This window comes from Sinomicrobium oceani, from assembly GCF_900119185.1.
GTDB classification, from domain to species: domain Bacteria; phylum Bacteroidota; class Bacteroidia; order Flavobacteriales; family Flavobacteriaceae; genus Sinomicrobium; species Sinomicrobium oceani.
In genome coordinates this window covers 25,975-39,064 of sequence record NZ_FPJE01000013.1, presented here as the reverse complement: position 1 = coordinate 39,064, position 13,090 = coordinate 25,975, and the positions used below count along the sequence as shown (strand labels likewise).

Below are 13,090 nucleotides of genomic sequence, written 5' to 3'. Positions count from 1 at the left end.
CAAGAACAGTGAAACCAGGTAAGTGGAAAATACCCGATAGCATCCGTGGAGGAAAACCATCACAGTTTGTGTTTTTTTTCTTTGTATCCTGCCTGCTGTGGTTTTTGATAAAACTACCCAATCGCTATACCAGTACGGTTTCGCTGCGGCCGGAATACAGTGGTGTTCCGCAGGAAAAATTACTCGTCGATCCGCCAAAGAATATCAAGGTCGATATCAACGCGAAAGGTATGCGCCTGCTCAGTATGAAATATTTTGGCCGTAATGTGGATATAGACCTTTCGGCACTGCGAAAAAAAACATCGGATACGTATTATCTCCTTGCCGGAGACCTGAGAAAACAACTTGCCGGGTCCCTTCCCGAAGATGTGGAAGTCCGCCGGTTTGCAGGAGACACCCTGTTCTTTTCGCTCGGAGAAAATATTACCAAAGCCATAACCGTGATACCGCGTACCGATATTACTTTTGCCAAAGACTATCGTATTTATGACAGCCTGACTGTCGAACCGGAAAACGTAGAGGTTTTCGGGCCGGATGTCGAGGTTAATAAACTCGATACACTGTTTACCGTGAAGCTGACAATGAAGAATGTCAGTGAAAATATCAATTCGGCTGTGGCACTCGACGTGCCTTCCGGGTTCGGGCATCTCAAGTTTAAAGATAAAAATGTAATCATTAAGGCGAGGGTCGAACGCTTTTCGGAAAATAAACTTACGGTACCTGTTTTCGTAATTAATGTTCCGGAAGATAAAGAGGTCAAAACATTTCCTTCCGAGATAGAAATTAAATTTACCGGAGCGCTCCGGGATATCAGCAAATTAAAACCTTCCGATTTTAAAGTCATTTGCGACTACCGGGCCGTTACGGATTCTGTGAATTACCTGCCATTGAAGGTTTCGGAAATGCCGGAAACCGTAAAAGAGACCGAATTGTCGAGACACGGGGTGGAGATCCTGGTAAAACAACCTGCTTCGGAAATGTAAACCCGAATGGGGTTCCGGATACTTTATAAAAATAAATAAACAAAAGACTTATTTTATTTGTTTAGTTGAGATAAAAAAGTTAAATTAATGGGAATAATACGAGTCGTGTAATGATTATAGGGTTAACGGGAGGAATAGGAAGCGGAAAATCTACCGTAGCCTCCATGTTTTCGGCATTGGGAATCCCGGTATATATCGCCGATACCGAAGCCAAGAAACTGATGCGGACATCCGAGATAAGGATGAAGATCGAAGAGGTTTTCGGAACCCGGGCATACACGGAGTCGGGGCCTGACAATGCGTATATTGCGGGTATCGTTTTTCGAAACAAAGAAAAATTGCAAATGCTCAACACTATAATTCATCCTGCCGTAAGGGCACATTTTCTGCAATGGAGCAGCCAGCAGAAGAGTCCTTATGTGATCAAAGAAGCCGCTATTTTGTTCGAAAGCGGTGCCGATAAGGATTGCGATGCCGTTATATTGGTAACGGCGCCTTCCGAAGTTCGGATTGAAAGAGTGATGGAACGCGATGGCGTCAGCAGGGAAGCGGTACTGGAACGTATGAGTAACCAATGGAGCGAAGACAAAAAAAAGAGCCTTTCCGATTACATTATAACGAATACCGATTTGGAGGAAACAAGGAGGCAAGTAAGGGATTTACACTTGTATTTAATAAATAACAAGACTTCTCGTTAAATATAAAATAATTGTGTTAAGGTTTGGTTAAAGCTAAGACAAACTGCACATTAAACCCTTAATTTTGCTTTGATGAATAAGAAGTTGTTTGTTCTGTTGGTGGCTTTAATGAGCTTATCCCTGATTGGTATAATTTTTGTACAGGGATACTGGATCAAGACTGCCGTAGATGACAAGGAGGAGCAGTTTTCCAACAGTGTCATGCAGGTCCTCAAGTCGGTCGCAGACAAGATAGAGAAGAGGGAGATAGAGGATTATTCGAATAAGTTCCTGCAACTTATCGATAGTATAGGAGAATTTAAGGAAGCAGAGCTCAGGCAAATACTTTTTATAGATAAGGATGAAGAGAATAATGAAACCTTCATCTATTCTCACGGTGTTTTAGAAGAGGATTACGGCATATCTTCTACGTTCTTTGATAGTGAATCGGATTCTATTCCCATTAAAAACTTTAACAGTAAACGAAGGACTATAATTGTAAAAGAAGGAGTAGATTTAGATGGTAAAATAACATATACGCCCTCCGAACGTATTGAGAAAATAGGAGGGATGTCGGCCATAGACAAAGCCCATTTCGAGACGTATTTTCAACATTACGCCAAGCGAAAGCCAATCAGTGAAAGGGTTTCCGATCAGGAAATACAATTGTTGTTACAGCGGGAACTCACCGAAGCCGGGATCGATCTCCATTTCGAGTACGGAGTGTATGGTAACGGTCTTGCTACCAAAGTAAGGTCGCGCGATTTTGCGCTTAGTGAGAGTACCAGGTATAAAGTTCCGATTTTAGTGGATGAAGAAGGAAAAACAGATTTTAACCTGTTGGTGACCTTCCCCCAGAAAAAGAAGTTTCTCGTTTCCAGTATTATGGGAATGGCATTGTTATCTATCATTTTCACCCTTATTATTATCATAGCTTATTCCGGAGCCATTCATCAACTGATCCGTCAGAAGCAGATATCGGAGATCAAGACGGATTTTATCAATAACATGACTCACGAGTTTAAAACTCCCATAGCTACTATAAACCTGGCACTCGATGCTATTCAAAATCCCAAGATACTCGACAATACCGAGAAGGTAAGACAGTATCTGCAGATGATCCGGGACGAAAATAAACGGATGCATGCCCAGGTCGAAAACGTCTTACGAATATCCAAACTCGAAAAAAACCAGTTGGAAATATCCAAGGATGCCCTGGATATGCACGATCTCATCGAGGAAGCCATAGCGCATGTTTCGCTGATGGTGGAGAACCGGGGAGGTTATGTCAATACCCATTTCAGTGCAGAACAAAGTATGGTACTGGCCAATGAATTTCACTTTACCAACGTACTGGTCAATATGCTTGACAACGCTATTAAATATTCCCCCGATTCACCCAAAATAGATGTGTATACCGAAAATGTAAAAAATAATATCGTGATCAAAGTACAGGATCAGGGTATGGGAATGAGTAAGGCTGTACTGAAAAGAATATTCGAAAAATTCTATAGGGAGCACACAGGTAATATCCATAACGTCAAAGGACACGGGCTTGGACTTGCTTATGTCAAAAATATTGTGGAGGATCACCAGGGAGTGGTTTACGTAGAAAGTGAAAAAGATAAAGGAAGTACCTTTTTTATAAAGTTACCTTTAATATAAAGATTATGGAAGCAGTAAATAAAAAGATCTTATTGGTTGAAGACGATCCCAATTTCGGGATTGTTCTTAAAGATTATTTAGCGCTAAACAATTTTGATGTGGTTTTAGCAAAAAACGGAATGGAAGGGTTCGAAAAATTCCGTAAGGAAACTTTCGATCTTTGCATCCTGGATGTGATGATGCCCTATAAGGACGGATTCACACTGGCTAAGGAAATCAGGGAAAAGAACGAACATATACCTATCATATTTCTGACCGCCAAAACCATGAAGGAAGATGTCCTGAAAGGGTATAAGGCGGGAGCAGATGACTATCTGAACAAACCCTTCGATTCCGAAGTATTGTTGTTCAAGATCAAGGCCATTCTGCAAAGAAAAGCTACTGCAGGTTCGGCAGACAGCAACCAGTTCGAATTTCAGATCGGCAAGTTCCATCTGAATTCCAAACTGAGATTCCTGACGTACGGGGATGAAGAACCCATAAAACTTTCTCCCAAGGAGAATGAATTGTTACGTCTTCTGGCCTTGCACGAAAACGATCTTATGCCAAGAGAACTGGCCCTTACCAAAATATGGAGAGATGATAACTATTTTACCTCCAGGAGTATGGATGTGTATATAGCCAAGCTCCGTAAATACCTCAAAAGAGATGAAGATGTGGAGATCCTCAACATTCACGGGGAAGGCTTCCGTTTGGTGATCAAAAGTGAAGCGGAATAGGCCTGTCGGCATTCCGTAACCTTAGTACAGAAAAAACTCCGGACAGGACGGTTATTTCTTTTGGGAAAACCGTGGTGCCCGGTTTTTTTATGTATGCTTTGTCCCTTGGTGGAATGTACAATACCAAGTCCTGGTTTGCGCACAGCGCGACCCGGGACTTATGACAAGCAACCCTGCCAGAGGTTATCCTCGGAAGGCGGGGGGGCGACAATGGTTATTTCTTCTTTTTTTACCGGATGCACAAACGATAATTTTCTTGCATGGAGATGAATGCTGGCATCCTTATTACTGCGGTTAAAACCGTATTTCAAATCTCCTTTGATCGGACATCCGATGGCCGAGAGCTGTGACCGGATCTGGTGATGCCTGCCTGTGTGAAGATCTATTTCGAGCAGGTAATAGCGTTGCAGTTTTTTCAGGATCCGATAGGTCAAAGAAGCCCTCTTGGCATCACGAACCTCTTTGAGGTGAGCATAAGACCTGTTCTGCTTCGGGTTACGAACCAGCCAGTGTTCCAGGGTTTCCTCATTCTCGGGCGGTGCATTCTGCACAACGGCCCAATACGTTTTGTGTGTTTCTTTATCGGCAAACATCTTATTGAGCCTCGGAAGGGCTTTCGAGGTTTTTGCAAAGATCACGATACCGCTTGTCGGGCGGTCGAGCCGGTGTACGACCCCCAGATACACATTTCCGGGTTTGTTATACTTTTCCCTGAGGTATTCTTTTACAACCTCACTCAGGGGCTGATCGCCGGTCTTATCGCCCTGTACAATATCACCGGGACGTTTATTGATCGCGATGATATGGTTGTCTTCGAAAAGAACCCTGAGGTTGTTTTTATCGGAACGTAACTTCGTCATGTTTAAATAAAGGGGAGACGCAGACTACTGCCTGTATAAGAGCAGTCCGCGTCCCGTGTATTCTATACGCTGTTAATATTGTTCGCTATCGTTTGGAAAATCTCCGTCTTTGACATCATCCACATATTGCGATATGGCGTTGGACATATCTTCATAGAGATTCATGTAACGGCGGAGGAAGCGCGGACTGAACTCGTAAGTCATTCCGAGCAGGTCGTGCAGGACCAGGACTTGCCCGTCTACACCGTTTCCGGCACCTATACCTATAATAGGGATAGAAACGCTCTCTGCGACTTCGCTGGCGAGTTGGGCGGGGATCTTTTCCAATACGATGGCAAAACATCCCATTTTCTCGAGAAATATAGCGTCTTCTTTCAGTTTGGCCGCTTCCTCTTCTTGTTTGGCGCGTACGGTATACGACCCGAATTTATAAATAGACTGCGGGGTGAGACCGAGATGTCCCATAACGGGAATTCCTGCATTCAGGATTTTTTTGACGGACTCCTTGATTTCCTTACCGCCCTCGAGTTTTATGGCGTGGGCCCCGCTTTCTTTCATAATACGGATCGCGGACCGCAATGCTTCTTTGGGATCGGACTGGTAGCTTCCGAACGGGAGGTCTACCGTAACGAGGGCTCTTTTTACACCCCGGATTACCGAAGAAGCATGATAAATCATCTGGTCGAGCGTAATAGGCAGTGTGGTTTCATGTCCTGCCATGACATTACTGGCAGAGTCACCGACAAGGATGACATCGATCCCTGCACTGTCGACAATTTTGGCCATGGAGTAATCATAAGCTGTTAGCATGCTTATTTTTTCCCCGTGCTCTTTCATTTCTATGAGCGATTTTACCGTAATTCTCTTGTATTCTTTTTTAGCAACAGACATATCGGAGTGTATTTTTTAGTTTTTTATTTTAATAGCTATCACACTTCAACGGCCATTTGCAAACAGAAAAGTCCGCAGACGCTGTAATTTGTTTTCAGGGGCTGCAGGTTATGGTCTTCACCGAATTCATGCCTCGTCAAAGTAAAGTTATGGTAAAAGTAGTAAATTGTACGGTTAACCTAAAGATGGTACCGGGTGAATTCTTGTATCGCTGTACTAACCCTACTCGCGGAAAACCGGTATTTTTCTCTTTTTTTTCTTAAAAAATTAGGTGTTTTGGGATAACACGGTTTATTTTGGTGACGTTTTGGATAATTCTTTCCGGATTTTATGATGAAAAGATTTTTTGTTATTACGGTTTTCATGGTGTTGCTGTGCAGCAAAAGCCGTGCACAATATCATGTGGAGCACATACCCGATCCGAAATTGAACGGACAGGAGTATTTTGTAAGTAACCCGGATTACATCCTGGGGGGCACTACTGTCGATTCTCTGAATGCCATAGCTTCGGATATCGAGCACCATACAAGTGCAGAGTTTGCCATGGTTGTTATTCGCGATTTTTCGGGAGGAGATGATTTTGGTTTTGCATTTGAACTTTTCGAAGCATGGGGAATAGGAAAAAAAGACAATGACAACGGGCTTTTGCTCTTTATAGCTACGGACCGCAGATCCTACAGGTTTATCACCGGTTCGGGTATGGAAGGCGTACTCCCCGATGCGTTATTGAGGCGTATCGGAGAGCGCTACCTGGTACCGTATTTCAAAGCAGGGGATTACGACGGGGGAATGCTGGAAGCTGCCGGTGTGATACGCGAAGTCCTGCTTGATCCGGCCAAAGCCGGGGAGCTGAGGGCAGAAATACGAAAAGAATCTTTTTTCCATAAGAATAAAATGATCTTTATGGATTCGGCATTAATCCTTGTCGTTTTTATTGGTCTTGTATGGTGGAGTAGTTTTGTGCTCAGGAGAAAAGTTTTAAAGGGCAAGAGTTTAAAGGGGAAATCGGGAAATGTCGGTTTAACCAGTATTCTCGGGGGATGTGGTTGTGTGATAGGATTGTTCTTTGGCAGCATCTTTATATCGCTCTTTACGGGAATGAACCTCGATATACTCCTGCGTGTCGATTTGTTGCCCTGGTACCTGGCACTTACCGGAAGTATTATATTAACGTTCCGGTACTTTACAGGATCGCAACAGGTTATCAAATCCTTCCGGGATGAGAAAAACCGTCTGCAGGCCCTTAAAGAATACCATCGCCGGATGGTGGTTCCGCTGCTGTTTGCACCTGTTGCCCTGGTAAGTATACTGAAGTATCGTAATCGAAAAAAATCCATGCAGGAGCGTTTTCTGCCTCCGGATAATTCCGGTAACTGGGAGCGTCTTGATCGCGACAAGTTAAAGAAAAAGACGGCATTGCTGGATGCGGGGCAATTAAAGGAAGAATGGGCATTATCGAAGAGTTACGAAATCTGGAAACACCAAATTTCCGGAGAAGTCAGGGGTATAGGCTGGAAGGGGATAAGAGGTAAAGACTTTTCTGAATGTCCGGAATGTCATTATCATACTTTCAAACAGCCGGAGGTTAAGACGATCAAACCGGCAACCTATAAGGCCAGTGGAAAAGGGGAGCGTATCCGTAAATGTGTCTATTGCAATTACACACTTTCCCTGGGAACTGTGGAAATCCCGAAAAAGCAAAGAAGCTCTTCCTCTTCTTCAGGGGGAGGGAGCTTTTCCGGAGGAAGCAGCAGCAGTGGTAGTTTTGGCGGAGGAAGCAGCAGCGGAGGCGGTGCCGGAGGCCGTTGGTAGTCCGTTAACAATCGGAGAGGAATACTCCTACGGCAAGTCCGCCTTCCGAAGTTTCTTTATATTTGGAGTTCATATCCTTGGCAGTTTCCCACATGGTATTGACGACTTTGTCCAGCGGGACCTTGGCATGTTTGGGGTCGGAGTCCATGGCAAGCTCCGCAGCATTAATAGCTTTGATCGCTCCCATGGCATTACGTTCTATACAGGGTACCTGTACCAGTCCTCCGATAGGATCGCAGGTGAGGCCGAGATGGTGTTCCATGGCGATCTCTGCGGCCATGAGGATTTGTTCCGTAGAACCACCTGACAATGCCGTAAGCCCGGCTGCAGCCATGGCAGACGATACGCCGATCTCGGCCTGACATCCGCCCATAGCGGCCGATATGGTGGCTCCTTTCTTGAAGATACTGCCTATTTCTCCGGCGACGAGTAAAAAGCGCTTGACATCCTCAAAATCCGCATCGTGATTTTCTATGACCATATAATACATCAGTACTGCAGGGATAACCCCGGCACTGCCGTTAGTCGGGGCAGTGACTACTCTGCCCAGAGAAGCATTGACTTCATTGACACTTAGTGCAAAACAACTGACCCATTTCAGGATCTGACGGAATTTTACTTCCGTATCCCGAATGGTTTCAAGCCACTCCCGGGGTGTATTATAAGGTAAGGTTCCTTTGAGCTTCTGATAAGAATCATAAGCCCTTCGTCTTACCTGCAGCCCGCCAGGGAGTGTCCCCTCGGTATGACAACCGATGTACATACATTCGAGCATGGTATTCCATATCCGGAGTAATTCCCGGTCTATGGTCTCTTCGTCGCGAAGCGATTTTTCATTTTCGAGAACGATTTCCCAGATGGTCTTGTTTTCACGGTTGCAATATTCCTGTAATTGTGCCCCGTTTTCGACCTGGAAGGGAAATTGTTTAAAGGCTTTCCGGTTTTCTTTTGCAGAGATACGCTCCTCTTTTACGACAAAGCCTCCGCCTATGGAATAAAAGGTCTCGGAACAGGTTTTTCCATTGGTATAAGTGGCAGTAAAGCGCATACCGTTGGCATGAAAGGGTAGAAATTCCTTGTGAAAAACAATGTGGCTGTTCATGTCGAAATCTACGGCATAGATCCCTCCGAATTGTATCTTTTTGGATGATTTTACTTCACTGATCACTTCCGGGATCTCTTCTATAGGGATGTATTCAGGATCTTTACCGGAGAGTCCCAGAACAACGGCAAGATCCGTGGCATGCCCCTTACCGGTAAGCGACAATGACCCGTAAAGGTCTGCATGTACAGCAGTGATGTCGTTAAAGGAATCTTCTTCCTTCAGTTCGGCAATCCATCGTTCTGCGGCCCTCCAGGGACCGAGCGTATGCGAACTTGATGGTCCGATACCTATTTTTAGCATGTCAAAAACACTGATACACTCCATACTATACTGGTCATCTTACTACAACTGTCCGTATGCCGCTTTTTTCCGGCAAAGGAGACAGTATACGTGTTATAAAATATATTTAAATAACATGGCTGTGTTATATAACACACAGTTTCACAAGAGCAAATATAAACGAATAGTTGAGAATCCGAAGGAGGAAAAGCGAGTTTTTCGGAGGATATATCCGCACCCTGAAAATTAAAACCGAACTGGTGCCGAAGCTGATACTTTTTGGGGATTATCGCAGGGATAATGCCCCGGAAACAGGGGTACATCCGGAGTTTTGCCGCGGACTTTACGATCGTTTTCGGTCAAAATGACAGGAATACTTTAAATATGGCAGTAAAAAGGAGGTGATATTCTTTTGGCACAATGATTGACTTAAGGAATAGCAAACGAGTAAAAACGCCAAGTAAAAAAATAAGAACACACTATTATGAGTAAAATTATTGGAATCGACTTAGGTACTACCAACTCCTGCGTTTCCGTAATGGAAGGTAACGAACCGGTAGTGATACCTAATGCTGAAGGAAAGCGGACAACACCTTCTGTCATCGCTTTTGTTGAAGGAGGAGAGATCAAAGTAGGTGATCCGGCCAAACGTCAGGCCGTGACCAACCCGCATAAAACCATTTATTCTATCAAGCGTTTTATGGGGAATAAATTTTCCGAGTCTTCCAAAGAAGCGGGAAGGGTTCCTTATAAAGTGGTAAAAGGAGATAACGATACACCGCGTGTTGATATAGAAGGAAGGTTGTATACGCCACAGGAATTATCTGCGATGATCCTGCAAAAAATGAAAAAAACTGCCGAAGATTACCTCGGGCAGGAAGTGACCGAAGCGGTCGTTACCGTTCCGGCATACTTTAACGACTCTCAGCGACAGGCTACCAAAGAAGCCGGTGAGATTGCAGGTCTTAAAGTACAACGTATTATCAACGAGCCCACGGCGGCTGCCCTGGCTTACGGATTGGATAAATCCACCAAAGACCAGAAGATCGCGGTTTATGACCTCGGTGGGGGAACATTCGATATTTCTGTCCTGGAACTCGGAGACGGAGTTTTCGAAGTACTTTCTACCAACGGTGATACTCACCTCGGGGGTGATGACTTCGACGAAGTCATCATCGACTGGCTGGCTGAGGAGTTCAACAAGGAAGAAAACGTAGATCTGCGTAAAGATCCTATGGCATTGCAACGGCTTAAGGAAGCTGCTGAAAAAGCCAAGATAGAATTGTCTTCTTCTACACAGACAGAGATCAACCTGCCTTATATTACTGCTACGGCTTCAGGCCCCAAGCACCTTGTAAAAACATTGACAAGATCCAAGTTTGAGCAACTTGCGGACGAGCTTGTCAAAAGATCGATGCTGCCTTGTGAAAAAGCACTTAAAGATGCAGGATTATCCAAATCGGATATCGATGAAGTAATCCTGGTAGGTGGTTCTACACGTATTCCTAAAATTCAGGAAGAGGTAGAGAAGTTCTTTGGTAAGAAACCTTCCAAAGGTGTAAACCCCGATGAAGTAGTGGCTATCGGAGCTGCCATTCAGGGTGGTGTACTTACCGGAGATGTTAAAGACGTATTATTACTGGATGTAACTCCGCTGTCTCTCGGTATCGAGACTATGGGTGGAGTATTGACCAAACTTATAGAATCGAATACGACCATCCCGACAAAGAAGTCGCAGGTATTCTCTACGGCAGCTGATAACCAGCCTTCCGTAGAAATCCATGTACTTCAGGGAGAAAGACCTATGGCCAATGACAACAAAACCATAGGACGTTTCCACCTCGACGGGATTCCGCCCGCACCGAGAGGAGTACCTCAGATCGAAGTGACATTCGATATCGATGCCAACGGTATCATCAAGGTTTCTGCAACGGATAAGGCCACCGGAAAATCTCAGGATATCCGTATCGAAGCTTCTTCGGGTCTTACCGAAGAAGAGATCGAAAAAATGAAGAAAGAGGCGGAAGCCAATGCGGAAGCGGATAAGGCTGCTAAAGAGAAGGTAGACAAGCTCAACGAAGCGGATGCCATGATCTTCCAGACTGAGAAGCAATTGAAAGAATTCGGGGATAAGCTTTCTGCCGATAAGAAAAAGCCGATCGAAGATGCCCTGGAAGAGTTGAAAAAGGCTTATGAAAGCAAGGATGTAGCAGTGATAGAACCTGCGCTTGCCAAAATAAACGAAGCCTGGAAGACCGCCAGTGAAGAAATGTATAAAGCCCAGGCCGAAGCGCAGCAAAACGGTGCGGCCGGAGCAGAAGCTGACGCCGGAGCAGCTTCCGGAGACGGAGATAAGCAGCAGGGCGACGATGTACAGGATGTAGACTTCGAAGAAGTAAAATAAAGGGATATATAATTCCTTGATTGAGATAAAAAAAGCTGTCCGGGGAAACCGGGCAGCTTTTTCGTTTTATTACGGCAAATGCCTTTCCGGAAATACGGCTAATATCCCGATTTGAGTAACGGGCCTCCTTCGCATATTTCTTTTCCGGCTATGGCTTCGAAAGTTTTGAAATTATGATGGAATTTGTGAACCAGTTTATTGGCGGTTTCATAAAATGCTTTATCATCGTTCCAGGTTTGTCTCGGGCTGAGTACTTTATCCGGAACCCCCGGACAGCTTTCCGGTATCAGACTGTTAAAGACACTGTGCGGACGGTAATTTACATCATCCAGTGCGCCGGACAATGCTGCATCGATCATCGCACGGGTATATTTCAGTTTTATCCTGGAGCCGATACCGTACGGGCCACCGGTCCATCCGGTATTGACGAGCCACACCCTCGTCTGGTGTTTTTCTATCTTATCTCCCAGTAACCTGGCGTATTCCGCGGGGTGTAATGGCATGAACGGAGCCCCGAAGCAGGCTGAAAAAGCGGGCGTAGGTTCCGTAATCCCTTCTTCCGTACCCGCTACTTTAGAGGTATAACCCGAGATGAAATGATACATGGCCTGGGCCTTGGAAAGTTTTTGTATGGGAGGAATAATTCCGAAAGCATCACAGGTGAGGAAAAAGATATTTTCGGGGATCGTTCCTACGGATGGTTTCCGGATATTCCTGATATGTGTAATAGGGTAGGAGACCCTGGTATTTTCGGTTATGGAAATATCGTTGTAGTCTACTTCCCGCCCTCCGGGTAAAAAAGCGGTGTTTTCGAGAATTGCCCCGAATGTAATGGCATTGTATATGTCCGGTTCCTTTTCGTACGAGAGCCCTACGGTCTTAGCATAACAGCCCCCTTCGAAATTGAAGACATTATCTTCGGTCCATCCGTGTTCGTCATCACCGATCAGGAATCTTTTGGGATCGGTTGAGAGCGTTGTTTTTCCCGTACCGGAAAGTCCGAAAAAGATGGCGGTATCGCCGTCCTTTCCCATATTTGCAGAGCAGTGCATGGGAAGTACATTATCGACTACGGGAAGTAAAAAATTAAGCGCGGAAAATATACCCTTTTTCATCTCCCCGGAGTATCCGGTGCCGCCGATAAGAATAATCTTTTTTTCCATGTTGATGATCGAGAAATTCGCTTTCCGCGTTCCGTCAGAAGCGGGATCAGCATGAAATCCGGGGCAACATATCACGGTAAAATCAGGTTCGAAAGCGATTAATTCCTCCGCTTCCGGGCGAATGAACATGTTATGACAGAACATATTGTGCCAGACGACCGTGTTGATCACCGTTACCTTCATGGTATACCGGGGATCCGCACCTGCAAAAACATCACGTACATAGACTTCTTTGTCTTCCAGGTATTTCAGCATTTTTTGATATAAGCGGTCAAATTTATCCGCTTCAAAGGGAATATTGATGTCTCCCCACCATACCGTACGCTCCGTAATAGGGTCTTTAACGATATAACGATCCTTCGGAGACCTTCCTGTGAATGCTCCGGTAGTGCACATCAGTGCCCCGGTATCCGTAAGCTGGCCTTCGCCGAGAATCACAGAACGTTCCACCAGTTCTGGTACCGGAAGATTCCGATAGGCTTTTTTGACTTTTGGAAAATTAGCGTGTTTCATAAACATGTTTTTAGTAGTG

General features: G+C 44.9%; 10 protein-coding genes. 6 read left to right on the top strand and 4 right to left on the bottom strand.

Features of this window, described 5'->3' with window-relative positions; genetic code table 11:
- Nucleotides 1-8 precede the first annotated feature (8 nt).
- The 4 genes from BT112_RS12555 (at nucleotide 9) to BT112_RS12540 (ending at nucleotide 4,044) form a co-directional block, all read left to right on the top strand.
- Nucleotides 9-983, top strand: coding sequence for a YbbR-like domain-containing protein (locus BT112_RS12555; protein ID WP_139276184.1), 975 nt, complete (start codon nucleotides 9-11; stop codon nucleotides 981-983).
- A gap of 110 nt (nucleotides 984-1,093) precedes the next feature.
- Nucleotides 1,094-1,681 carry a dephospho-CoA kinase gene (coaE, locus tag BT112_RS12550; RefSeq protein WP_072317737.1) on the top strand — a complete coding sequence of 196 codons (588 nt, stop codon included), beginning with the start codon at nucleotides 1,094-1,096 and terminating at the stop codon, nucleotides 1,679-1,681.
- A 72-nt stretch (nucleotides 1,682-1,753) separates the two neighbouring features.
- Nucleotides 1,754-3,325 (top strand): sensor histidine kinase, encoded by a 1,572-nt coding sequence (locus tag BT112_RS12545; RefSeq protein ID WP_072317736.1) that lies wholly within the window; start codon nucleotides 1,754-1,756, stop codon nucleotides 3,323-3,325.
- Between the two features lie 5 nt (nucleotides 3,326-3,330).
- Complete coding sequence (locus BT112_RS12540) at nucleotides 3,331-4,044, top strand: response regulator transcription factor (RefSeq protein ID WP_072317735.1); 714 nt, start codon at nucleotides 3,331-3,333, stop codon at nucleotides 4,042-4,044.
- Nucleotides 4,045-4,202: 158 nt separating this feature from the next.
- On the opposite strand, the gene BT112_RS12535 is transcribed toward BT112_RS12540, so the two are convergent.
- Both BT112_RS12535 and panB read right to left on the bottom strand, forming a co-directional pair.
- Nucleotides 4,203-4,904: an RluA family pseudouridine synthase gene (locus BT112_RS12535; protein ID WP_072317734.1), complete on the bottom strand. Its 702-nt coding sequence runs from the start codon at nucleotides 4,902-4,904 to the stop codon at nucleotides 4,203-4,205.
- A gap of 72 nt (nucleotides 4,905-4,976) precedes the next feature.
- The gene (gene panB, locus BT112_RS12530) at nucleotides 4,977-5,795 is read right to left on the bottom strand and encodes a 3-methyl-2-oxobutanoate hydroxymethyltransferase (protein WP_072317733.1); all 819 of its coding nucleotides are present in this window, start codon (nucleotides 5,793-5,795) and stop codon (nucleotides 4,977-4,979) included.
- A gap of 330 nt (nucleotides 5,796-6,125) precedes the next feature.
- Between panB and BT112_RS12525 the strand changes: the two genes are divergently transcribed.
- Entirely contained in the window at nucleotides 6,126-7,607 is a 1,482-nt protein-coding gene (locus BT112_RS12525) for a TPM domain-containing protein (RefSeq protein WP_072317732.1), read from the top strand.
- Between the two features lie 4 nt (nucleotides 7,608-7,611).
- On the opposite strand, the gene BT112_RS12520 is transcribed toward BT112_RS12525, so the two are convergent.
- Nucleotides 7,612-9,036, bottom strand: a complete 1,425-nt coding sequence (locus tag BT112_RS12520; RefSeq protein WP_072317731.1) for an L-serine ammonia-lyase — start codon at nucleotides 9,034-9,036, stop codon at nucleotides 7,612-7,614.
- Nucleotides 9,037-9,475: 439 nt separating this feature from the next.
- Between BT112_RS12520 and dnaK the strand changes: the two genes are divergently transcribed.
- Nucleotides 9,476-11,395 carry a molecular chaperone DnaK gene (gene dnaK, locus BT112_RS12510; protein ID WP_072317729.1) on the top strand — a complete coding sequence of 640 codons (1,920 nt, stop codon included), beginning with the start codon at nucleotides 9,476-9,478 and terminating at the stop codon, nucleotides 11,393-11,395.
- Between the two features lie 98 nt (nucleotides 11,396-11,493).
- Here the strand turns inward: dnaK and pckA are convergent, their stop codons facing one another.
- Nucleotides 11,494-13,077, bottom strand: a complete 1,584-nt coding sequence (gene pckA / locus BT112_RS12505) for a phosphoenolpyruvate carboxykinase (ATP) (protein ID WP_072317728.1) — start codon at nucleotides 13,075-13,077, stop codon at nucleotides 11,494-11,496.
- Nucleotides 13,078-13,090: the final 13 nt, after the last annotated feature.

What these genes read in the sequence shown, in the direction of transcription:
- coaE (WP_072317737.1), top strand. Translation starts at nt 1,094, where the DNA reads ATGATTATAGGGTTAACGGGAGGAATAGGAAGCGGAAAATCTACCGTA.
- BT112_RS12545 (WP_072317736.1), top strand. Translation starts at nt 1,754, where the DNA reads ATGAATAAGAAGTTGTTTGTTCTGTTGGTGGCTTTAATGAGCTTATCC.
- BT112_RS12540 (WP_072317735.1), top strand. Translation starts at nt 3,331, where the DNA reads ATGGAAGCAGTAAATAAAAAGATCTTATTGGTTGAAGACGATCCCAAT.
- BT112_RS12535 (WP_072317734.1), bottom strand. Translation starts at nt 4,904, where the DNA reads ATGACGAAGTTACGTTCCGATAAAAACAACCTCAGGGTTCTTTTCGAA.
- panB (WP_072317733.1), bottom strand. Translation starts at nt 5,795, where the DNA reads ATGTCTGTTGCTAAAAAAGAATACAAGAGAATTACGGTAAAATCGCTC.
- BT112_RS12525 (WP_072317732.1), top strand. Translation starts at nt 6,126, where the DNA reads ATGATGAAAAGATTTTTTGTTATTACGGTTTTCATGGTGTTGCTGTGC.
- BT112_RS12520 (WP_072317731.1), bottom strand. Translation starts at nt 9,036, where the DNA reads ATGGAGTGTATCAGTGTTTTTGACATGCTAAAAATAGGTATCGGACCA.
- dnaK (WP_072317729.1), top strand. Translation starts at nt 9,476, where the DNA reads ATGAGTAAAATTATTGGAATCGACTTAGGTACTACCAACTCCTGCGTT.
- pckA (WP_072317728.1), bottom strand. Translation starts at nt 13,077, where the DNA reads ATGTTTATGAAACACGCTAATTTTCCAAAAGTCAAAAAAGCCTATCGG.